The sequence below is a fragment of the Streptomyces sp. NPDC005017 genome (genome assembly GCF_042873115.1).
Taxonomy (GTDB): Bacteria; Actinomycetota; Actinomycetes; order Streptomycetales; family Streptomycetaceae; genus Streptomyces.
In genome coordinates this window covers 144,501-167,722 of record NZ_JBIALD010000018.1, presented here as the reverse complement: position 1 = coordinate 167,722, position 23,222 = coordinate 144,501, and the positions used below count along the sequence as shown (strand labels likewise).

Annotated in this window: 8 protein-coding genes; 1 reads left to right on the top strand and 7 read right to left on the bottom strand. The window is 73.5% G+C overall.

The features are described 5' to 3' along the window. Nucleotides 1-270 precede the first annotated feature (270 nt). Nucleotides 271-1,158 carry a BTAD domain-containing putative transcriptional regulator gene (locus tag ACFYR0_RS25895; RefSeq protein WP_389332620.1) on the top strand — a complete coding sequence of 296 codons (888 nt, stop codon included), beginning with the start codon at nucleotides 271-273 and terminating at the stop codon, nucleotides 1,156-1,158. Nucleotides 1,159-1,236: 78 nt separating this feature from the next. Here the strand turns inward: ACFYR0_RS25895 and ACFYR0_RS25890 are convergent, their stop codons facing one another. From ACFYR0_RS25890 to ACFYR0_RS25860, 7 genes are all read right to left on the bottom strand, one after another. Then, nucleotides 1,237-2,526 (bottom strand): NAD(P)/FAD-dependent oxidoreductase, encoded by a 1,290-nt coding sequence (locus ACFYR0_RS25890; protein ID WP_389332617.1) that lies wholly within the window; start codon nucleotides 2,524-2,526, stop codon nucleotides 1,237-1,239. A 53-nt stretch (nucleotides 2,527-2,579) separates the two neighbouring features. Continuing rightward, nucleotides 2,580-4,355 carry an acyl-CoA dehydrogenase family protein gene (locus tag ACFYR0_RS25885; protein WP_389332614.1) on the bottom strand — a complete coding sequence of 592 codons (1,776 nt, stop codon included), beginning with the start codon at nucleotides 4,353-4,355 and terminating at the stop codon, nucleotides 2,580-2,582. A 182-nt stretch (nucleotides 4,356-4,537) separates the two neighbouring features. Beyond that, the gene (locus tag ACFYR0_RS25880; RefSeq protein ID WP_389332611.1) at nucleotides 4,538-6,226 is read right to left on the bottom strand and encodes an acyl-CoA dehydrogenase family protein; all 1,689 of its coding nucleotides are present in this window, start codon (nucleotides 6,224-6,226) and stop codon (nucleotides 4,538-4,540) included. Then, the gene (locus ACFYR0_RS25875; RefSeq protein ID WP_389332608.1) at nucleotides 6,223-7,848 is read right to left on the bottom strand and encodes a PfaD family polyunsaturated fatty acid/polyketide biosynthesis protein; all 1,626 of its coding nucleotides are present in this window, start codon (nucleotides 7,846-7,848) and stop codon (nucleotides 6,223-6,225) included. The genes ACFYR0_RS25880 and ACFYR0_RS25875 overlap by 4 nt, the downstream gene beginning before the upstream one ends. Before the next feature lie 58 nt (nucleotides 7,849-7,906). Next, nucleotides 7,907-15,472: a beta-ketoacyl synthase N-terminal-like domain-containing protein gene (locus ACFYR0_RS25870; RefSeq protein WP_389332605.1), complete on the bottom strand. Its 7,566-nt coding sequence runs from the start codon at nucleotides 15,470-15,472 to the stop codon at nucleotides 7,907-7,909. Between the two features lie 97 nt (nucleotides 15,473-15,569). Further along, nucleotides 15,570-22,433, bottom strand: a complete 6,864-nt coding sequence (locus ACFYR0_RS25865; RefSeq protein ID WP_389332602.1) for an SDR family NAD(P)-dependent oxidoreductase — start codon at nucleotides 22,431-22,433, stop codon at nucleotides 15,570-15,572. Nucleotides 22,434-22,786: 353 nt separating this feature from the next. Beyond that, entirely contained in the window at nucleotides 22,787-23,053 is a 267-nt protein-coding gene (locus tag ACFYR0_RS25860; RefSeq protein WP_386382340.1) for an acyl carrier protein, read from the bottom strand. Nucleotides 23,054-23,222: the final 169 nt, after the last annotated feature.

Sequence of the window (23,222 nt, the reverse complement as noted above, 5' to 3'; positions counted from 1 at the left end):
CAAGCACCGGGCCAAACGTCACGACGTCGGTAAAACCGTCAAACGCGCCGAGTCGATCAAGGAACACCAAGCCCGCCGAGGATAAACGCCAAGCTGAGTGAGAGGTACTCAACCAGCCTCTCGAACAAGGCCGTTCAGGAAATTCCGGCACCCGGAACGCGGCACGGGATTAAGTAATCGCACTCATGCGGCACCGGCCCCCCGCATGGTCTTCTCGAGACGAAATGGCCGGCGCGATGCGCCAACGCCCCCTCGTTCACCGGGAAGGCAATGACGATGCAGTTCCGGATTCTGGGCCCGCCCGAGCTGTACGACGGTATCCGTCGGCTCCGCACCCCGCTGAGCGCCCCCAAACAGCGACGGCTTCTCGGCGCCCTGCTCACCCGGCCGGGCGAGCCGATACCGAGACATGAACTCGTCCGTGAACTCTGGGGGGCCAGATCCCCCGTCAAGACGGCGAACTCGCTGAACGCCCACGCCTCCCTGCTGCGCCGGGCACTGGGCGCGGCGGAGCCGGACCGCGCCGGCACACCGCGGCTGGTCGCGCGGGACTCCGGCTATCTGCTCCATGCCCGGTCCGACGAAACCGACTTCGGACTCTTCCGCAGCGCTCTCGAGCACGCCCGCGGCACCGCCGTGCGGGACCCCGAGGCGGCCTGCGGGCCGCTGCGGGACGCCCTCGGGCTGTGGCGCGGCGCGGCGCTGGAAGGGGCCGTGCACGGCCCGCTGGCGGCGCGGCTCGCGGCCCGCCTGGAGGAGGAGCGGGAGGAGGCCCTGGAACTGCTCTTCGACTGCGCCCTGCGAGCCGGCCGGCATCGCGAGATCGTGACCGAACTGGAGGAGGTCAGCGCGGCGCACCCGCTGCACGAGCCGTTCCACGACCAGCTGATGCTCGCCCTGTGCCGCTGCGGGCGGGAGGCCGAGGCCATCGCCGTCTACCGGCGGGCCCGCCGTCATCTGCCCGGCGGCGCGGACCGTACGCCGCTGCTCACCGCCCGGCTGGAGCAGATCGGCGCCCGCTCCGCCGTCCTGGCCGCCCCGGCCCGGGACGGCGGGGCGCACGCGCGCGCGGCCGAACCCGTGGAGCTGCCACCCGTGCTGTCGGTGGCCGGCTATCTCCAGGAACTGTTCAACGGAAAGGCACTCACCGCTTTGTGAGGCGAGCCGCCAGGTTTCCCGAAACGCGCGTCGCGCCCCCGCCGGAGCGGGGGCGCGACGCTTTTGCCGGGGAAATGCTCAGAGTTCCGAGACGAGGCGCTGGGCGACGTCCATTCCGGAGGAGTAACCGGCTTCGTGGGAACCGATCTGGTCGACTCCGTGGCGCTTCGCGTGGAAGTACGCGCCGGCCAGCTTGACCCGGGTCCCGTTGTTCACGTCGTAGATGTCCTTCTGCATCTCGCGCACCGGGTTGTCGATGATCGGGTGGGTGTAGGGGAATTCGGCGATGACGGTGTCCGCGGCCACCTCGAGCGGGTAGTCGAGGGTGACGAAGTAGTCCTTCTCCGCGGTGAATCCGTGGAGCTTGTTCATGTAGTAGGCGACGTAGGTACGGTCCTGGCCGTCGACGGCGACCTTGCCGTAGTTCCACGCCTCCCAGCGCTCGCGGTTGCCCGGCATCACCGAGGGGTCGGTGTGCAGGACGACCCGCGAGCCGTTGTAGCGGACCTTGGAGAGCACCTCGCGCTGCCGCTCGGTGGGGTTCTCCAGCATGGCGAGGGCCTCGTCCGCGTGGGCGCCGATGACGACGTAGTCGAACTGCTCGCTGCCGCGGGCGGTGGTGACCGTCACCGAGTCGTCGCCCTGGTGGATGCGGGTGACGGGCTCGCCGGTGCGGATCTCGGGACCGATGGCGGCCAGCGCCTTGCGGACGTAGTTGACCGAACCGCCGCCGACGGTACGCCAGTCGACGTGCTGTCCGCCGAGGCCGCCCTCGTCGTGGCCCATGAAGAACGCGATGGCGGTGCTGGCGGGCATCTGCCAGATCAGCTCGGCCGGGATCGACCAGACCGCGGAGCACAGCAGGATGACGTAGGACGTGCGGAACGCCTGGCTGTAGCCGTTCTTGTCGAGGTACTCGCCCAGCGGGATGTCCGCCTTCTTGCGCACGAAGTCGCGGCGACCCTCGGTGTGGAAGCGGCGGGCCTCGCGCCAGATGGTCTGGAACTCCTCCGGGTAGCGGGCCACCACCTCCTCCTCGGACAGGCCCAGCTCGCCGGTGCCGTACTCCATGCCGGAGTCCAGGTCGAAGAAATTGAACGCGCCCTTGTGCTCGACCTGCTCGACGCCGAGCTCGTCGAAGAACTCGCACAGGTTGGTGTAGGCGGGCCGGTTGAACACGACGAACGCGGTGTCGATGCCGAGGATCCGGCCGTTCTCCTCGACCTCGACGGTGTTGGCGTGGCCGCCGATGCGGTCCTCACGGTCGAACAGCGTGATCGACGCGTGGTCACGCAGGTGGTAGGCCGCGGAGACGCCCGAGACACCGGCACCGACGACGGCGATACGAGGGGTGGTGGGAGGGGTCATGATCTGGTCCTTCACGGGTCGGTGTCGAACAGGGGTGATCGGTGGGGCGCCGGTCAGAACGCGCGCTCGCCGAGCGGGAACTGCCAGTGCGAGAACATGCGGTTCTCGCGGTAGAGGTGCCGCAGTACGCGCATGACCTCGTCGATGTCGTCCTGGTCGGTGACCAGTTCGGCGGGCCACAGCTGCCGGCGCAGCCGCTCCAGCTGGAGCAGCAGGACCGCGCCGCTGGGCAGCGGGTCCTCCAGTACGTCGTGCGAGTGGACGTAGGTGTGCACACAGGCGGCCGCGGCGTGGACCAGGCAGTACTCCTTGGCCAGCGCGAACAGTTCGGGCGACTGGGAGTAGCCGCGGCCGAGGTCGGCCTTGAGCCGGGTGGCGCGCTCGGCGAGCGGGGCGATCCGCTCCAGGAGCACCTCGGCCACGGCGGCGGCCCGGCGCAGCCGGTCGCGCTCGGCGTCGTCCTTGGCGTCCTCGGCGAGGGAGCGCAGCCTCTCCAGGCCGTCGGGGGCGGCGAGCACCGCGTCGTCGAGGCCCCGGCTGAACAGCTCCTGCTTCCAGGGCTGGTAGACCGGGAGTTCGGCGTCCATGCCGAACAGCACGGCGACGCGTTCGGCGGCGGCGCCGCGCAGCCCGGCGTCGGCGGTGGCCGCCTTGGTGAGCAGGCCGTCGAGCTGCTGGCCGAGGTTGCGCAGGTTCACCACGGTGTTGCCGTCGGCGAAGTTGGTGACCAGCAGGTCGCGCAGCATCTTCTGGTGCATGGAGTAGTGGCCCTGGCCGCGCAGGAACATCCGTGCGCCGAGCACGGTGTTCAGCTCGGACATGGACTTCTCCAGCATCGTCGGCAGCAGGTACTTGGCCACCGACGACACGACGCTGACCTGCTCCGGGGCGGCCTGGAGGCCGCGGGAGGCGCCGAGGCTGACGGCGTCGGCGACCATCAGGTCGGCGAACGCCTCGGTCAGCTGGCGGCGGGTGTAGGGCACGTCGCTGACCGGGTCGCCGAACAGGACGCGGTTCTCGGTGAAGTCGAGGTTGACCCGCAGGGTGGTGTCGACGGCGCCGAGGGCGAGGCTGGAGATGACCGCGCGCATGGCCTGGCTGGACTTCAGGGCGATCTCCAGCCCCTCGCCCTCGCGGCCGATCCGCCACTCGTCGGGCACGAAGGCGCCCTTGAGGCGGATGCCGCTGAGGTCGAGGGCGCGCAGGCCGTGCAGGGTCTCGACCGGGAGTTCCTCGAGCGTCTCCGGGGCGGCGGTGTGCTTGTCCAGGATGAAGATCGAGTAGGCGGCGGGTCCCGGCCGCTTGCCGGTGCGGGCGAAGACGGCCATCTTCCCGGCCACGGTGGCGTTGCCGATGAGCCACTTCTCGCCGGTGAGCAGATAGCCGCCGTCGACCTTCTCGGCGGTCGTCTCGTTGGCGAGCAGGTCGCTGCCGTGGTCGCGCTCGGACAGGCCCCAGGACAGTCCGCCACCGTGCTTGAAGTCCTCGATGAGCAGCCGCTTCTGCTCGTCGGTGCCGGCGGTCCACACGGGCATGAAGCTGAGGTTGGTGATGACCATGGCGGTGGCGGTCGTGGGGTCGCGGCGGGCCACCATCCGCATCAGGTTGAACCCGGTCTCCACGTTGCCCGCCTTGCCGCCCTGCTCGGCGGGCAGCGAGTACACGTGGACGCCGAAGCGGCGCAGCTGGTTGACGAAGGAGTGGGGGTACTCCTCGCGCTCGTCGCTCTCCAGGACTCGGGCGAACGACATCCTGGTGCCCGCCTCGTAGGGGTCGCCGAGGTACCGCTCCAGGTCGGCGACCAGGGCGACCAGATCGGCCTTGGACATGAGTGCTCCTGTTCGGGTGAGGGGGCTTCTGATGTATCTCCGTGGAAGAAGGAGCGGCGTCCGGTGCGTGCTGTCGGCGTGCCGGCCGGAAGCCCTCGTACTGGGCGTACCTGGGCTTTCGGCCGGTGCGGCGAGAGTGCGTGCCGGGCGTCGCGACGCCGCGGGGATTCGTCAGAAGCCCCCTAGCGGGTGGAGGCGGCCAGGCGTACGGGCGCCGCGGTGAACATGCGGTCGACCTCCCGCAGCGCGAGGACCGCGTCGAGGGCGGGGGCCAGCCGGGCGCCGTGGCGGCGCGGGTCGGTGCCGTCGGCGCGGGCGAGGAGGTAGCCGAGGACGGCGCCCAGCCAGCCGGTGGAGCCGGGCTCTGTGCCGTAGAGGGAACTGTCGCGGTTGGCGTGCCACAGGTGGACACAGGCCGCGGCCGCGTGCAGCCAGGCGTACCGCTCGGCGGCGTCGACGAGCGCGTTGGGGTCCGCGCCGCGCCGCTGGGCGTCGCGCACCAGGTCGCCGAGGCCGGTGACGGCCTCGGTCAGCGCGGCCGCCAGGTCGGCGATCTCGCTCCCGGCCAGCTCCGCCGCGGCCTTGGGCAGTCCGGCCAGGAGCGGGTCGAAGCCCCGGGCGAACATGTCGAGCCGGGCCGGCTCGTACGGCGGCAGCGGCGCGTCCAGCCGGAACACGGTGTCCAGCACCGCCGGGTCGGGCTCGCCGCCGTCGCCGCCGGTCAGGGTCGGCAGCTGACCCGCGTACGACCGCAGGTTGGACAGCGTGCTGGCGTCGATGACGCGGACGACGGCCGAGTCGCGCTGGAGCTTCTGGAACAGCCCTGCCCCGCGCTCGCCCTCGCGCAGCACCGACCGGGTGGCGAGGACGGTGCCGCAGTGCCGGATCAGCTCGTCGCATGCCTCGGCGACCACGTGCTTGGCGGCCAGCGCCCACACGCTGAACGACTCGGGCACCACGTGCACCCCGCGCGCGGCGCCGAGCGCCACCGCGTCGGCCGCCAGCAGCGCCGCCGACGCGACCGCCAGCTCCCGCCGGGGGTAGGGCGACTCGGCGAGCACGGTCCGGCCGACGGTGCGCCCGACGGCGAAGCCGAGACTCAGCCGTACGGCGGTGTCGGCGATGCCGAGGCTGCCGGCCATGCTCATCAGGCGGACCGCCTGCTGGGCCTTGACGGCCGCCTCCAGGCCCTCGCCCTGCCTGCCGACCAGCGCGCTCGCGGGAACGGGCGTGTCGTGGAAGCGGAGGGTGGCCAGGTCGATGCCGCGCATACCGCCGGTCAGGGGCGCGGGCGTCCGCTCCAGCGTGCCCTCGGGCACGTCCGCGGCCTCCAGCAGCACCGCGGAGAACGCGGCGGGGCCGCGCTCGCCGGTACGGGCCACGACGTAGACCGCCTGTGCGCGCAGCCCGAGGCCGACCATCCACTTCTCGCCGGACAGCCGGCCCTCGGGGCTGAGGCGGACCTCGTTGGTGAGCAGGTCGCTGCCGTGCGCGGCCTCGGTGAGCGCGAAGGCGACGGCGCCGCCGCCGCGCAGGATCGCGGCGGCCCGGTGCTGCTGCGCCGGGCTGCCGTGCAGCTGGAGGCAGGTCGCGGCGATGATGCTGAACATCGTGCCGGGCATGATGTTGACGTCCCGGCGGGCGGCCGCGCGCACCAGGGTGAGGCTGCGGTCGAAGGACTCGAAGGTGCCGCCCCAGGCCGCGGGCAGGTAGTTGAGGTGGAACCCGCAGGCCACCAGTTCCGCGCAGAGCTCCTCGGGGAAGGCGTCCCGCTCGTCGCGGGCGACGGCGGCGGCGAAGCCGTGCGGGTTGGCGTCGTCGGCCGGGTCGCCGAGCCGCTCCTCGAGCTCCTCGGGGGTCAGGGCGCTCACCGCAGCCCCACCGAGGATCCGTGCGCCGGGCTCTCCAGCGGGACAGGGCGGTAGTCGGCGGCGGAGGCGGGGATGTGCACGCCCGCGGTGCGCAGCTGGGCGAGGCGGGTGTGGAAGGCCGCGCCGCGCATCAGGTGGTGGGCGACCTCGGCGACCCGGCGGTTGCCGGGGGTCTTCAGATAGCTGCCGGTCACCCAGTCGTTGAAGCTGCCCATGGCCGGGCCGCACCAGACCTGGAAGTCCATGATCCGGCTCTCGTCACCGGTCACGGCCCAGCGCGAGGACATGCCGAGGTACCAGCGGAACACCAGCGCCATCCGCCGCTTGGGGCTGCCCGCGGCGCGCTGGAGCTGCTCGGGGTCGCGGCGGGTGAAGTAGGTGACGCACTCCTGCCAGACGTCCTCCAGCGAGCGCCGGAAGATCTGCTGCTCCAGCTTGGCGCGGTCGGCCTCGGGGATGGCCTCCAGGCCGTCGTACGTCTGGTAGAGCTCGTACAGGCGCTTGGCGCGCATCGCGAACAGCGTGCCCTTCTTGAGCACCTGGAGTTCCACGCCCATCTCGAACATGTCCGCGGCGGGTGCCATCTCGCAGTCGGCGATGCCGGCGACGGCCAGCATCTCCTTGGACCTGGCGGACGCCCCGGACTCGATGCAGGACTGGTTGACCGAGCCGGTGACCACGTACGCGGCGCCCATGGAGAACGCGGCGGCGACGGCGACCGGGGTGCCGAGGCCCCCGCCCGCGCCGACCCGGACGGGGACGGCGTAGCGGAACTCGCGCTGCACGGTGTCGCGCAGCCGCAGGATGGTGGGCAGCAGGGCGGGCAGCGGCCGGCGGTCGGTGTGGCCGCCGGAGTCGGCCTCCACGGTGATGTCGTCGGCGAGCGGCACGTGGTGGGCGAGCGCGGCCTGCTCGGCGGTGATCAGTCCCTGCTCCAGCAGGGCGCCGACCACGGCGGCCGGGGCGGGGCGCATGAAGCGCTCGGCGACCTCGGAGCGGGAGACCTTGGCGATGATCCGGTTCTCGGCGACGGGGCGGCCGTCGGGGCCGGGGCGCAGCCCGGCGACCCGGTAGCGCACCACGTGCGGGGTGAGGTCCATGAAGGCGGAGGCCTCCACGCAGCGCACCCCGTGCCGCAGGAACAGCTCGACGGCCTCGCGCTCGAGGCGGTCCTCGCTGGGCGAGTGGATCAGGTTGACCGCGTACGGCAGTCCGGGGATCTCGGCGGCGAAGCGGGCGATGGCGCGCTCGATGTGCTCGGGCAGCAGGCCGGCCGCGCCGAAGGAGGCGAGGAAGCCCTCCCGGGCGAGGGCGATCACCATGTCGGCGGAGGCGATGCCGCCGGCCATGGCGCCCGCCATGTAGGCCTGTTCGACGCCGTGGGCGGCGCGGAAGGCGGCGGAGCCGAGGCGGTGCGCGGGCAGCGGCTCGGCGGCGGCCAGCAGCGGCAGGCCGTCGCCCTCGGCCGCGGCGAAGCCGCCGGAGACGGCGCCGATGCCGCCGGGCGTGACGGTGACGAAGCACGGCTCGTCGAGGTCGGCCAGGGCGTGGTAGATCCCGGCCGGGTCCGTGCTCGGGTACCGCTCTCCGTACCAGCGGAGAGGGGTGTCGCGAATATCCATGGGAAAACGAAGCTCCTTGGCTGAGCGGCGGGGCGGGTGGGCCGTCAGGCGTCAGGCATCACGCGGTACGGACCTCGATGGCCAGGTCGGTGAGTTCGTAGATGCGCAGGCCCGGCTTCCAGAGGTCGGCGTCGGCGACGAGCACCAGGCGGCCGTCCTCCTTGCGGATGTCCTTGACGTGCACGTCGAAGAACAGCTCCTTGTCGTGGCGCAGGATCTGGCCGCGGTACTTCCAGGAGGTCTCCACGTCGGTCGCCATGGCGAAGCGCGGGTTCTCGATGCCCTCGGCGAGGTTCTGCTCCAGCACGAACAGGCGCATCGCCTGGAGGACCGCCTCGACGCCGAGGGAGCCGGGCATCACCGGGTCGCGGTGGAAGTGGCAGTCGAAGTACCACTCGTCGGGGCGGACCGCGCGGTAGCCGTGGACGTAGCCGCGGCCGTGCTTTCCGCCGTCGGTGATCAGGTCGACGTGGTCGACGAGGGCGAACTTCTCGCCGGGCAGGTGCAGCGAGCCGCCTGTGGGGTCGGTGAACGCCGGGGCGCCCTCCGGCAGTTCGATGCGCCGCACCCGGTCGGCGGCCGGCTTCTCCGTCTCCATCCAGGGGGCGACGTACTTGCCGTTGTCGAGGCCGACCTGGTTGACGAGGGCCGCGTCGCTGAAGTAGCCGAAGAGGGACTCGCCGGTGTAGAACACCTCGCCGTCGGCGGAGAGTTCGTAGGAGAAGTTCTGCAGGACGGCGCCGTGGACGGCGCTGGTCATCAGGAGCTTCGAGGTGTGCCGGATGGTCTTGCCGCGCAGGTCGATGTCCTTGACCAGGGTGGCGCGGCCGTCGAGGTTGCGGATGCGGTACTGCTCGTCGGTGTTCTTCAGGGTGGCGCCGAGGTAGTAGCCGAGGAAGATCGCGGCCTGGAGCGAGGACTCCATGTACACGCAGTTCGGCATGTGCGGGAAGGAGTTCTGCTCGTAGTACCAGGCGTCGGCCGGCGAGTCGTACTCGGTCACCATCACCGATCCGGGCGACAGGTCGCCGCGGGTGCCTTCCAGGGACATCACGCGGTCGACGAACTGGAAGTCGCCGTTGGGGATGTAGGGGGCCCTGGACGTGCGGTAGACCTCGAACTCGGGGCCCATCGCGATGTCGAGCAGGCCCTTCGCGGCGTGCGCGAGGTGCATCTCGTTGATCATCGCGGCCTCGCCGTCGCGGTTGCGGCGGCCGAGGAACCGCGGGACGCCGCCGGTCTCCGGGCGGTACGGCGTGCCCTCCTTCTCCCGGACCTGGAGACCGAGGTTCTTCATGCGCACGACCGGCTTGTCGTCCAGGTAGATCAGGACGTCGGCGATGACCGTGGCGCGCGGCAGGAGCGTCAGCTCCATGACCTCGACCTCGTAGCGGATCTTCGCGTCCTTCTGCGTGATCTGGCCGCGGACCTGGACCTCGATCGGGGTATCGGTGACGCAGGTGAAGCGGGCGTCGGGGAGCGTGAGGTGCATGCCCTGGTGCATCAGGTAGATCTGGAGCAGCTGCACCGCGCCCTCGGCGACCAGGGAGCCCGCGAGGACGTGGTCGTCGGGGAAGTGGCAGAGGAAGTACCAGCCGTCGGGCTGGAGGTTCTTCGTCGCGGTGATCTTGCCGAGGCCGCGCAGGCCGCCCTTGCGGTCGATGTCGACCTCGTCGATCATGCGCATCTTGGCGTCGGGCAGCCTGAGGGCCGGGTTGATCCCGGGGTCCTGGGCGTGGTCCGGGCCGAACACGTCACCGGGGCGGCCCTGGGCGAGCAGCTCCAGGTCCTCTGCGTCGAGGTGGTTCTTGTCCGTGTAGGCGAGGGGCTTGAAGTAGCCCTTGGGCAGGGCCGCGCGGGCCTTCTTCTCCTTCTCGGTCATCACCACGCCGAGCGGGGTGTCGAGTTCGGCCTGGGTGAAGAACCCGGCGCAGGCGTCGCGCAGTTCGAGGATCAGCTCGCCGTCGGCGTAGCACTGGTAGCTGAAGAAGAAGATCGTCGTCTCGCCCTGGTGGACGAAGCGGTCGATGGAGATCTCGTAGCGCAGGGTCTGGCCGACGCGGGGCAGGAAGCCGCGGAAGACCAGGGTGCTGTCGAGCAGGCGGTAGACCCGCTCGCCCTTGTTGCGGAAGTCGATGCCGAGGTAGCTGACGAGCAGCAGGTCGCACTGGCCGGCCTCGACGGTGACGGCCGGGGGCACATAGCCGTCGACGGCGTACCAGGCGTCCTCGGGCACGTCGTACTCGGTGACGATCTTGGCAGGCTTGAACTCGCCCGTGGTGCCCTCGATGTCGGTGACCCGGGTGACGAAGTGGTAGGGCGGCGCGGGCAGTCGTACGCGCTTGCCGTAGCCGTCGATCACGCCGAACTCGGGGCCGAACACCTTGGCGACGGAGCCGACGGCGAACTCCAGCAGGTCCGCCTCGTCCCAGATGACGCCCTCCTTGACCTCACGGTCGGCGGCGGGGGCGGGCTCCGGGGGCACGGGGGCGGCGGGGGCGGACGCGGCCGGGGCGGCGGGGATCGCCGGGGCGGGCGCCACGGGGGCCGGGGGCGCGGCCGGGAGGGCGGGGCGCTCGACGGCCGGGGCGGGGGCCAGTGCGGCGGGCTCGGCGGGAGCCGGGAGCGCGCGCGGCATCGGCGAGGCGGGGGTGGTGCCGTCGAGCAGGGACTCGACCCGGCCGAGGGTGGCGGACTGGAGGATGTGCTGGGTCTCCATCACCACCGAGTGGGTGTCCAGCATCTGACGGCGGATCTCGCGCACCAGGTCGGCGGCGGGCGTCTCGGACGCCGCGCCGGACTGCTGGGCGGCCGGGCCCGCGGGCGCGGGGGCGGCCGGCTCCGGGCCGGCCGGCGCGGCGGCGGCGCGGGGGGCCTCGGAGACACCCCGGCGCGGCGGCTGCGACCAGGGCACGGTCGAGACGGGTGTGCCGTCGAAGGCGATGACCTCGGCGTCGGCGAGGGTCGGGTCGGCGTGCATGAGTGCGGAGTCCTCCGGCGGTGCGGACGGGGCGGGGGCGGTCGGGGCCGCGTGCGCGGCGGCGTGGTGTCTGCGGGGCGCCTGCGGCGAGCCGGCCCGGCCCCCTTCACCGGAGCCGGCCAGGGCCGGGCCCGAGGGGACGGCCGTACGGCCGGGAACGTGACCGGGGACCGGTGAGCTGACGGTTGGCGAGGCGCCGACGGCATCCGGCGCGGGGCTGGTCGAGGCCGACGTCGACGCGCCGGAGCCCGCTGTCTGTCCGGCCGGCGGGCCGCTCACCGGGGCGTCGGAGCCCGCTGCCGTCGGCACCGGCACCGGACCGGCGGCCGGCGCCTCCCCCGTCGCCGTGGCGTCCGCGGTCCGCGCGCCGCGCGCCAGTTCCCGCGCGATCCGGGCCGGGGCCGGGTCGGCGCCGCCCACCCGGAAGCGGGTCGGCCGGGCCGGGGCGTCGGCGGCGGTCGCGGCGAGCAGCGCGTCCCAGTCCAGGTCCAGGCCGTGTGCGGTGAGCCGGGCCGCGAGCTGGGCGATCGAGCGGGTGGCGGGCACCCCGCGGCGGTCCAGGGGCGCGGCCATGTGCGGGGCGTCGCCGAGGGTCTCGCGGACCCAGCGGGCGCAGGTCGCGCTGGGTCCGGCCTCCAGGAAGTAGCGGAAGCCCCGGTCGTAGGCGGTGCGCACCAGACGCGGGAAGTCGATCGGCGCGCACAGGGTCGTCGCGATCCGGCGGGCGGTCTCCGCGCGGTCCACGGCGGGCAGCGGCGCGTAGTCGTACGCGCTGAACAGCTCCAGGTCGCCGAACGAGCCGGTCGGGTAGCTGTTCAGCCCGGCGAGGGCGTCGAAGTCGGCGTTCACGACGGAGCAGTGCATGACCGCGCCGACGGGCGAGCGCGCGGCCGGGCAGCCGAGTTCCTCGATCAGCGCGCGGCACTGGGCCGGGTCGCCGGCGACGACCAGTTCCTTCGGCGTGTTGATGTGGGTGAGGAAGACCCGGTCGTAGCCCTTGAGGGCGGTGCGGACCGTCTCCGCGTCGGTGAGCAGGACGTGGCTGGACCACACCCGCTCGTCGGGGACGTCGGCGCCGATGCCCCAGGCCTCGCGCACGGTGTCCTTGGCGCCGACCAGGCGGTGCTTGAACACGGGCGTGCCGCTGATCAGGGCGTCGTCGCGGCTCTCGGGGAGCCAGCCCCTCGTGGCGAAGAGCATGCTGGACTCGCCGAGGCTGTAGCCGAAGCCGCCGTGCGCCCTGACGCCGAGGACCTCGCGGACGAGGTCGGTGTAGAGGATGGAGAAGCTGGTGCCGGTGGCGAGCATGAAGGGGATGTCGTCGCCGAGCGAGCCCTCGAGGGCCATCAGTTCGCGCCGTCCGAGGGCGGCCTGCGAGCGGGGGTAGAGCGCCGCGGCGCGCAGGTGCAGTTCGGGCTCGTCGGCCATGTCCTCGAACGTGTCGAGGAGGCCGGGGAAGGCGCGGAACAGCTCCTGGCCGAGGCCGGGGTAGGAGTTGAAGGCGCCCGGGTAGACCAGGGCGACCTTGCCCTCGGCGCCGATCGGGTCCGCGGTGAAGCAGCTTCCGGCGGGGGTGGCCCATTCGCCGCCCTCGGCGTGCGCGGCGGGCAGTCCGCGGGCGGCCAGGTCCAGCTGGGCGGCCAGTTCGTCGCGGTCGCGGCCGACCAGGACGGCGCGCAGGGTACGGCCGGGCAGCTGCCGGGCGGCGTCGCGGGCCAGGGCGTAGGGGTCGGCGCCGTCGTCGAGCAGGGCGCGGTGCCGGGCGACCGTGGCGAGCAGTCCGTCGAAGGAGTCGGCGGACAGCGGCAGCACGACGGGGCCGCCGGCCCGCCGCCAGTCGCGCGGGACGAGGGCGCCGCGTGAGGTCCGGGCGGAGAGCACCAGGTGGCCGTGGGCGCCCGCGGCGCCGATGAAGCCGACGGCCGCGTACCGGCGTGAGTCGCGCCGCGCGCGCAGCCAGGGGCGGGAGGCGTCCGGCACGTACAGGCCCGACGCCTCGAAGCCGGCGGTGAGTCCGGCGGTCGGGCGGGTCCAGCCGCGGGTGCCGGGGACGTAGCCGTGGTGCAGCCCGAGGACGGTACGGATCAGTCCGGCCATGCCGGCCGCGCAGCCGGCGTCGCCGATCTGGGCCTTGGCGCTGCCCAGGGCGACCTGGTGGCCGCCCGCCGGGTGCACCTGGGCGAGGCCTTCGATCTCGGCGCGGTCCTGGGCGTCGGTGCCGCCCGCGTGCGCCTCGACGTAGCCGACGTCGGAGGCGGTGATCCCGGCGGCGGTGTAGGCCTCGCTCGCGGCGGCCGCGTAGGTGGCGGCGTCGGCCTCGGGGACCGCGCCGTCGACCGGGTCGGCGTGCCGGATCGCCAGGGACTCCAGGCGGGCGTAGACGGGCCGGTCGCCGCTGTCGGGGCGGGTGACGACGACCGCGCCGGCGCCCTCGCCGATCCGGCGGCCCTCGGCGCCCTCCTGGAAGGTGAGCCCGGCCTCGGCGACCACGTCGGGCCGCAGCAGCAGGTTCTCGGCGGAGCCCGCGAGGTCGACGGCGCCGACCAGTACGGCCTCGATGCCGGGGTCGAGCAGCAGCAGTCGGGCGACCTGGAGGGCCTCCGCGGTGCCGGAGCCGTCGGAGGAGACGGTGAAGGACGGGCCGGTGAGGTTCCACAGCGAGGAGATGCGGCTGGCCATCACGTTGCCGATGTAGCTGAGCACCTCGTTGGCGACGATCGGGTCGACCACCGCGTCACGGCCTACGGCGGTCAGCCGGGCCAGCTCCGCCTCGTCGACCTCGATGCCCGCGCGCGCGAACTCCTGGCGGATGAACGTGCCCAGGCCGTAGCGGGTGATGCGCAGGTGGGTGAAGGGCTCGGTCTCCATGGCGACGACGACCGCGATCCGTCGCGGGTCGGGCGCGCTCTGCCCCTTGGGGACGGCGCGGCTGTATCCGGCGTCCTTCAGGGCCTCGTCGGCGACCTTGATGGCGAGGGCGTGCTGGAGGTTGTAGGTGCGCAGGTCGGCCGGGGGGATCTTGAGGTCCATCGGGTCGATGCCCAGGCCGTCGACGAACGCGCCCTGCGGCAGGGCCTCGGGCGAGACTCCGGCGCCGTGGTCGAGGGAGCCGCCGCGGGTCTGGTCCAGGCCGCGCCAGCGTCGCTCGGGCAGCGGACCCACCGTGTCGGCACCGGCGTGCACGGCCCGCTCGTAGGCGTCGAGGGAGTCGAAGGAGCCGAAGTGGGCGCCGAGTCCGACGATGTCGAGCGCGGGCACGGGGGTCCGCGGCTCGGCGACGGGGGCGGTGCCGTCGGGCTGGGAGAGCACCACGTGGGCGTTGGTGCCGCCGAAGCCGAACGCGGAGACGCCCGCGCGACGCGGGCCGGCCGTCTCGGGCCAGTCGCGGCCCTCGCGCACCAGGGCGTCGGGGCCGACACGGCCGTCCTTGGAGCTGATGGGCTGTCCGACGCCGATGGTGGGCGGGATGTGTCCCTGGCCCATGGCGAGGACGACCTTCAGCATGCTGCTCAGTCCGGCGACGGTGAGCAGGTGGCCGATGTTGCCCTTGACGGAGCCCAGCAGCGGGACGCGGCCGGCCTCGCCGAAGAAGTCGGCGACGGACTGCGCCTCGGTGGCGTCGCCGATCGGGGTGCCGGTGGCGTGGCACTCCAGGTAGTCGACGGCCGCGGGGTCGACCCCGGCGTCGGCGTAGGCGAGTTCGTAGGACTGGAGCTGTCCGTGGCCCTGCGGGACCAGCAGATGGCGGCCGCTGCCGTCGTTGGACAGGCCGATGCCGTCGACGACGGCGTGCACGCGGTCGCCGTCGCGTACGGCGTCCTCCAGCCGCTTCACGGCGAACATGCCGGCGCCCTGCCCGGTGAGGATGCCGCCGGAGCGGCCGTCGAAGGGCTGGCTGAAGCCGTCGCGCGGGTAGGCCTGGAGGTCACCGAAGGACAGGTGGATCAGCGTGGGGTCGGGCGCGCAGACACCGCCGGCCAGGACCAGGTCGGCCTGTCCGGCGGCGAGGTGGTCGCAGGCCAGTTTGAGCGCGTACAGGGCGGAGGAGCAGGCGGCGTCGAGGCTGTAGCGCGGGCCGCCGAGTCCGAGGGCGGTCGCGGCGAGGGTGGCGGGGGCGCCGCTGACCATCAGGTCCTCGGTGTTGAGCCGCTCCCGGTCGATACGGTCCCGCGCGTGCGCCAGAGCGCCGAGCGGGGGGTGGCCCGCCCGGCGCAGGCCCTCCAGCACCGCCTCCTGTACGAGGGGGACGCTGACCTGGGCCGAAGTCGGTGTGGGGAAGGAGTAGTTGCCGAGAACGAGGCCGGTGCGGGCGAGGACGTCCCGCCGGTCGCCGTGGCCGCTGTCGCGCAGTGCCTCGCGGGCCACGTGCAGCGTCCAGTGGAAGATGCGGTCGAGCCCGGCGAGGCGGTCGGCGTCGAGGCGGTAGCCGGTGGGGTCGAAGGCGAAGTCGGTGACGAATCCGCCCCGCGTGCAGTAGATCTCGTGCTGGGGATCGATGTCCCGGGCCTCGGGGCCGGGGCCGAAGACCTCCGTCCCGCCCTCCTTGCGGCTGTCCTCACCGGAGCGGAGGTTGCGCCAGAACTCGGCGGGCGACTCCGCTCCGGGGAACAGGCAGGCGAGGCCAACGATGGCGTACTTGCTCATGAGAGCTCTCGGGTCCCTTCTGGGGGTGGCCGGGCCCGGACGGCCTGGGGGTGCCGTCCGGGCCCGGCCCGACGCGTGCGTCGGATACGAGGCGGGGTCAGCCGTTGAGGAACTTGTCCGCGAGCTGCGGGGCGGAGACGACCTTGACGCCGTCGAAGCGGGTCAGCACCGTCCCGTCGGGGGCGCACGCCGTGACGTTCAGGGCGGCGGTGCTGGAGCTGCCGCCCTCGGCCGGCTCGACGACGAGCAGGAACGGGGCGCCGTCGGGCAGCGGCCGGTGCAGTGCGACGCGGGCGACGGACAGGGGCAGTCCGGCGGTGCCGCGGAACAGCCGCACCCACACCAGGCCGGCCTGGAGCAGCAGGTCGGCGGTGCCGGGCGCGAACCGGGTGCCGCCGAACGCGCCTCCCTCGGGCCGCAGTTCGGTCAGCTCGCACTCCAGGACCAGCCGGGACTCGTCCTCGGCCAGCACCCGGCGCACTCCGCGCAGCGCGGGACCGTGGAAGAGGGTGCCGTCCGTGTAGAGGCTCGCGCCGTCGCGGCCGGAGCCGAGAGCGGGCAGACCCGCGACGGTGGCCGGGGCGGGCGTGGTGCCCGGGGTGACGACGGCCGCGTAGTGCGGTCGTACGGCGCCCTTGGCGTCTGCGGCCTGGACGGCGACCTCGACGCTGTCACCGGCGGGCGTCATCGCCAGCTCCGGCCGCTCGGGCAGGGTGTCGTCGAACAGGATGCCCTTGCGGACCGAGAAGTCCCGGACCTCGCGGACCTCGGTGCCGGTGGAGCGCTCGACGGCGCCGATCGCCCAGCCGAGGGCGACCACGGCGGGCAGCACCGGGGTGCCGCCGATGACGTGGTCGGCGACGATCGGGTCGTCCACCAGCCCGGCGATGGAGCGCCGGACGGTGACCGTGCCGTGCTGCGCGGGCCGCTCGGGCTCGGACAGCGGGGTCGTCGGGCCGAGGACCGTGACCACGTCGGCGGCGCGCCCCGCGTCGAACTGCTCGGTGAACAGCTTCGCTCCGGTGTCGACCGGGATCAGCGTGATGCCGCGCTCCTTGAAGACGGCCTTGATCTGCGGCGAGACCATGCCGCTGTCCCAGGCGCCCCAGTTGAGGGAGGTGACGCGGGCACCGGGGTGACGCTGCTTGAAGGAGGAGGCCCAGGCGTTCAGGGTCTCGTTGGCCATCGCGTAGTCGGACTGGCCCCGGTTGCCGAAGAAGCCGGCCACCGAGGAGAACAGCACGACGTGCCGCAGGATGTCGGTGTCCAGGGCGGCGGCCACCGAGCGCAGTCCGGCCAGCTTCGGCGCGAAGACCCGCTCGATCTCGGAGGCCTTCTTGTTGGCGATCAGCTGGTCGGCGAGGACGCCGGCGCCGTGCACCAGACCGGTGACACGCTCCTTGTACGGGGCGAGCGCGGCGGCCGTGGCGGCCGGGTCGGTGATGTCGACGGCCAGGTACTCGACGGTGCTGCCGGCGGCCTGGATGTCGGCCAGCGTGCGGCGGATCTCCCTGGCCCCGACGACGGCGCCGTAGAGCTGCTCGACGCGCTTGGGGGTGGGCTTCTCGCCCGTCGCCTTCAGCTGCGCGGCGGCTGCGGCCTTGAGCCCGCCGTCCTCGACGCCCTGCGCCCAGGCGGGTTCGTCGGCCAGCGGGGTGCGGCCGATCAGGAGCAGTCCGGGCTGGTGGCGGCGGGCCAGTTCGACGGTGCAGGCGGCGGTGATGCCGCGGCCGCCGCCGGTCACCACGACCAGGTCGTCGGAGCCGAGCGCCGGGACGTCGTCCGCGCCCCGGTGGAGGCTCTCCTCGGCGAGGCCGAGGCCGACGCGGTGGGTGCCGTCGTGGCCGACCTGGGTCAGGTCGGCGACCACGTCGTGGAGTTCGTCGGCGAGGAGGGCGGCACCGGCCTCGGGGCTGAGGCCGGCGGACAGGTCGACGGAGCGGCAGAACAGCCGGGGCGCCTCGACCGCGAGGGTCTTGACCAGACCGGTCACGCCCGCGGCGACGGCGAGTTCCTCGGCGACGCCGGTGAGACCGAAGGAGCCGTCGAGGCGGGTGACGGTGACGAACGCGGCGCGGCCCGACTCGGCGGCGGCGGTCAGCGGCTGGACCGCGTGCTTGGCGACGAGCAGGGTGTGCGCGAGGCGCCGGGTGGCCTCGGACCAGTCGCCGAGGTGCGCGGCGGACAGGTCGACGACCAGGGTGACACGGTCGGCGAGGACCGCCTCCATGCGCTCGGCCAGCTCGGTGACGCCCCAGCCGGTGAGCGCGTGGTCCTTGACGCCCTCGACGCGCTGGGCGACTCCGGGCAGGCGCAGGACGTGCACCGGGCGTCCGCTCTCGACGAGGCGGGCGGCGAACGCGGGCGCCAGGTCCGAGCCGTCGTCCACGATCAGCGCGGCGGAACCCGGCGCGTAGGCGTCGGTCAGCAGGTCGGGGGTGGGCAGGCCGACCAGCGCGGCCTGGGCCCGGCCGATGCCGCCCGCGGGCTTGGCGGCGGCGGGCTCGGCGGCGGGGGCGGCGCTCGGGGCGGCCGGGGCCGTGGTGTCCGCGTCGCCGGCCATGAAGTCGACGATCTGGCGCAGGGTGCGCAGCTCGGCGAGCTGCTCGGGACCGGCGGCGACGCCGGCGCCGAAGCGCTCCTGCATCACACCCATGATCTCGACCCGCTTGATCGAGTCGATCCCCAGATCCGCCTCGACATCCATGTCGAGATCCAGCATCTCGGCCGGGTAACCGGTCTTCTCACCCACGACGTCCAGCAGCGCGGACGAGACGGCGCCGGAGTCGGGGCCGGAGGCCGGAGCAGGGGCGGAGGCCGCCTCGGCGGGGGCGCCGTCGGCCATGAAGTCCACGATCTGACGCAGCGTCCGCAGCTCGGCCAACGCCTCCGGACCGGCGGCGACACCCGCGCCGAAGCGCTCCTGCATCACACCCATGATCTCGACCCGCTTGATCGAGTCGATCCCCAAGTCCGCCTCGACATCCATGTCCAGGTCGAGCATGTCCGTCGGGTAACCGGTCTTCTCACCCACGACGTCCAGCAGCGCGGCGGACACCGCACCCGAGTCCGGGCCCGCAGGGGCGGCGGGAGCGGCGGGCTGGGCGGCCGGCTCGGCGTCGGCCATGAAGTCCACGATCTGACGCAGCGTCCGCAGCTCGGCCAACGCCTCCGGACCGGCGGCGACACCCGCGCCGAAGCGCTCCTGCATCACACCCATGATCTCGACCCGCTTGATCGAGTCGATCCCCAGATCCGCCTCGACATCCATGTCCAGGTCGAGCATGTCCGTCGGGTAACCGGTCTTCTCACCCACGACGTCCAGCAGCGCGGCGGACACCGCACCCGAGTCGGGACCGGCGGAGGCGGCAGCGGCCGGGGCGGTGGGCGGTGCGACCGGCTCGGCGACACGGGCCGCGGGTGCCGAGGCGGCCGGAGCGGCAACGGGCGCCGGAGTCACGGCCGGGGCCGGAGCGACCGGGGCGGGGGCCAGGGCGGCCGGGGCGGGCGCCACCGGGGCGGCGAGCGCGGGCTGCTGCGGGGCGCGCGGGGCCTCGGGACGCGCGGGGGCGGCCGGGGCGGAGCCGGCCGTACGCATCTCCAGGGCGGCCAGGTCGCGCAGGATCTCGTTGGCGCGCAGGTGGCTGCGGCCGATGTCGAGGCCGTGCTCCTTGACGGCGTTCACACCGGGCAGCACCTCGCCGAGCTGCCCCTGTTCGGCGGCCCGCTCCAGTACGCCGGTGAGGCGCTCGGCGCTCTCCAGCTGGCTGTTGAGGTAGTCGTCGTGCAGGGCGAGGTGGTCGGCCACGAGCCCTGCGAGGCGGTCGCTGTCCACGTGGGGTGTCTCCAAGGCGGTCGGAGCGGGAGCGGGGGTCGGTACGGGCCGGGCGGGCGCGACCGCGGTGGCGAGGGAGCCGGGGGCGGTGTGCGCGGCGGCGGCCGGGGCGGCCGAGGTCACCGGTCGGGCGGCGGTGACCGGCTGGGCCTGCTGGGCGACGGCCGGGAGCGGCGCGCTCGGGGCCGGGGCCGGTCGTGCGGGAGCCGTGGTCTGCGGCGCGGGGGCCGGGGTCCGCGGCGCCGGGGTGACGGCGGTGCCGTTGTTCGCGCCCGGCAGCGTCGGGACGGTGACGCGGTAGCCGTTGTCGATGGCGTCGCGGTAGGCGGCGCGGCGCTCGGGCGAGACGTAGTTGATGCCGTTGAGCAGGATCTGCATGCCCTTGGTCGGCGCCTCGACGGCCGGGGCCGCCACATAGCGGTCGGCGGTGGCGAGCGGCAGGCCGAGCACGGCGAGCTGGGCGACGCCCTGCTTGAGCGCGGTGTCGGCGTCGCGGCCGGGGCCCGCGTCCAGGGCGACGGCGGTGTGCTCGCGCTCGCCGAGGATGCGGCGGACGAGCTGTGTCAGCACGGACTTGGGGCCGAACTCGACGAACACCCGGTGCCCGGCGGCGTACATCTCCTCCACACGGGCGGCGAAGTCGACCGGGTTGATGAGCTGCTCGGTGAGCACCTTGCGGTTGGCGGCCACGTCGTCGCCGTAGGAGGCGTCCCGGGTGTTGGCGTACACCGGGGCGTTCGGGCGGGTGACCTCGACGCGGTCCACGTCGGCGCGGAAGGCCTCGACGGCGTGTCCGACGAACGGCGTGTGGAAGGCGGCGGACACCGGCAGCCGGCTCGCGCGCAGTCCTGCCGCGGTGGCCTCGGCGACGACCTTCTCGACCTCGTCGGTGGGCCCGCCCACGACGATCTGGTCGGCGGCGTTGCGGTTGCAGACCACCACGTCACGGCGGGCGGCGACGAGTTCGGCGACCCTCTCCTCGGGCGCGGAGACCGCGGCCATCGCGCCGGCGTCGAAGCCGGCCCGCTCCGGCGGGGCCATGGCGTTGCCGCGGGCGCGGGCGAGGGCGAAGTAGGCCTCGTCCGCGAGGGCGCCGGCCGCCCACAGGGCGGTCAGTTCGCCGAAGCTGTGGCCGAGGAAACCCTCGGCGGCGAAGCCGAGTTCGGTGAGGTAGCGGAACTGGCCCGCGGACAGCGCGCCGATGGCGGGCTGGGCGTAGGCGGTGGCGCGCAGCGCGGTCTCCTGCTCGCCCCGGCCGGCGTCGTCGAACGCGGGCGGCGGGAAGGCGATACGGGACAGCGCCACCGAGCCCTCGAAGTGCCGGTTGGCGGCGTCGAACGCGGCGCGCAGCGGCGGCAGCGCCATGACGGCGCTCCTGCCGAGGTCGACGTACTGGCTGCCCTGTCCGGCGAACAGCGCGGCGACCTTGCCCACCTGGGCGGCACCGCTGCGGTAGTACACGCCCTTGGGGTGCTGCCAGGCGTCGGCGTCCGGGCGGGCGCGCAGCTCGCTGACGGCGAGGTCGCGCAGCGCGGTGAACTCCTGCTCGGTGCGGGCGACGAAGGCGACTCGGGCGCTGCCCTCGGGGGCGGGGCCGCCGTTCGCGGGCGCACCGGAGGCGAGGAGTGCGGCGAGGGCGGCGGTGTCGGGGGCGTGCCACAGGTGCACGGCGGACACGGGGAAGGCGACGCGCAGGTCGTCGCCGTCGCCGTGCTCCTCCAGCACCATGTGGAAGTTGGTGCCGCCGAAGCCGAACGAGGAGATCGCGGCCCGGCGCTTGGGGCGCTCGGGGGTGCGGATCCAGGGGCGGGCCTCGGAGTTGACGTAGAACGGGCCGGTGGCGAAGTCGATCGCCGGGTTGGGCTCGTCGACGTTGATGGTGGGCGGCAGCACCTTGTGGTGCAGGGCGAGGGCCAGCTTGATCATGCCGGCGGCGCCCGCGGCGGCCTTGGTGTGCCCGATCTGGGACTTGACGCTGCCGACGGCGGCGTAGCGGATGTCCTCGGTGCTCTCGGAGACGACCGCGGACAGGGCGCTCAGCTCGGTGGCGTCGCCGACGGCGGTACCGGTGCCGTGCGCCTCGAACAGCTCGATGCTCTCGGGCGAGCAGTCGGCGTCCTCGTACGCGCGGCGCAGGGCGACCATCTGGCCCTCCTTGCGCGGGGCGTAGATGGACTTGAAGCGGCCGTCGCTGGAGGTGCCGATGCCGCGCAGGACGGCGTAGACCTTGTTGCCGTCGCGCTCGGCGTCGGCGAGGCGGCGCAGGGCGAGCATGCCGATGCCCTCGCCGATCAGGGTGCCGTCGGCGTCCTTGTCGAACGGGCGGATGCGCCCGGACTTGGAGAGCGCGGGCGTCTTGCTGAAGCACAGGTACATGAAGATCGTGTTCTCGGCGTCGCAGCCGCCCACCAGCATGGTGTCGGCGCGGCGTTCGAGGAGCTCGCTGGCGGCGCTGCGGACCGCGCCGAGCGAGCTGGCGCAGGCGGCGTCGATCGTCATGTTGATGCCGCCGAGGTCGAACCGGTTGGCGATCCGGCCGGCGACCACGTTGCCGAGCATGCCGGGGAAGGAGTTCTCCTCCCAGGGGGCGTACGCCAGGCGGAACTTGGCGACGATCTCCTCGGCGTCGCGCTCGGTCAGGCCGCAGCTGCGGACGACCTCCTTGAGCACGCCGCTCTGGAGCCGCGCGGTGAGCGGCTGGGTGAGCTGGTTGGCGCCGGTGATGCCGAGGACGACCCCGGTGCGTGACTTGTCGTACCACTGCTGGTCGGCGCCCGCGTCCTTCAGCAGCTCGCGCGTGACGACGAGGCTGAGGAGCTGGAGGACGTCGGTGACCTCCAGGGTGTTCGGCGGCAGGCCGAACTCCAGCGGGTTGAACGGCACGTCGGGGATGAAGCCGCCGCGCCGGGAGTACGTCTTGTCGGGGACCGTGGGGTCGGGGTCGAAGTGCTCGTCGACGTCCCAGTGTCCGGCCGGCACGTCGTCGATGCAGTCGGCGGCCGAGACGACGTTCGCCCAGAACTCCCGCAGGTTGCTGGACTTCGGGTAGAGCGCGGAGAGGCCGACGATGGCGATGGGGTCCCGGGCTAGCCGACGGTCGAGGTCGGATTCCTGCGATGAGTTCACGGCGAGTCTCTCTGGTTCCGGGCGAACGGTGATGGGTTCGGTGCGGTGGCGGTGCACGGCCGTCCCGGTCCGGGGCTTCGGGGCCGGGTGGCGGACGGCCGCGGGGCCGGCCCGCGCGGGGCCGTGCGGCCGTCGGGGGCGCCCGCCCGGCGGTGGGGGCGGCACGGGCGGGCGTCCTCGGGCGGTGTGCCGGGCGGGGGCCGCCCGGGGTCTCGCGTGCGCGGGACCGGGGTGCGCTCCCTCTGCCCCGGTGGCCGGAGCTTGGTGCACCGCCCTGGGCGGTTCTCACCCGGCGGGGGGATGAACTCCGGGTGCCACGCGCCCAGGGCGGTGGTCGTCGGCCGGGGAGCCGGTCAGACCGCGGCCGCGCGCGCCTGCGACTCCTCGGCGATGTGGGCGGACAGCGCCTCGATGGTGGGGTGGTACCACAGCGCGGTGGTGCCGAGCTCGAAGCCGAGCCACTTCTCCATCTCGCCTGCGATGATCAGCGCGGCGGTGCTGTCGAGGTCGAGCTCGTCGAAGTACTGGTCCGGCGGGACCTCGGACGGGTCCACGCCCAGGCGCTGCGCGATCTCCTCGATCAGCCACTTCTGCGCTTCGGCGGCCGTAACCTTAACCATTTCCGATCCTCTCCGAACGGTGTGTCGCGCGCCTGCGGAGTCGACCGGGAGAACGCCCGCGGGTGCACCGCGCGGGGCGTGCGGGGGATTTCACGGGCGGGGCCCGCGGCACGCCTTCGAAACAGGTCGTGCAGGCGGCTGCGAACATAGGGCCGCAGAACCGTTCGGG

What these genes read in the sequence shown, in the direction of transcription:
- ACFYR0_RS25860 (WP_386382340.1), bottom strand. Translation starts at nt 23,053, where the DNA reads ATGGTTAAGGTTACGGCCGCCGAAGCGCAGAAGTGGCTGATCGAGGAG.
- ACFYR0_RS25870 (WP_389332605.1), bottom strand. Translation starts at nt 15,472, where the DNA reads ATGAGCAAGTACGCCATCGTTGGCCTCGCCTGCCTGTTCCCCGGAGCG.
- ACFYR0_RS25875 (WP_389332608.1), bottom strand. Translation starts at nt 7,848, where the DNA reads ATGGATATTCGCGACACCCCTCTCCGCTGGTACGGAGAGCGGTACCCG.
- ACFYR0_RS25890 (WP_389332617.1), bottom strand. Translation starts at nt 2,526, where the DNA reads ATGACCCCTCCCACCACCCCTCGTATCGCCGTCGTCGGTGCCGGTGTC.
- ACFYR0_RS25895 (WP_389332620.1), top strand. Translation starts at nt 271, where the DNA reads ATGACGATGCAGTTCCGGATTCTGGGCCCGCCCGAGCTGTACGACGGT.
- ACFYR0_RS25885 (WP_389332614.1), bottom strand. Translation starts at nt 4,355, where the DNA reads ATGTCCAAGGCCGATCTGGTCGCCCTGGTCGCCGACCTGGAGCGGTAC.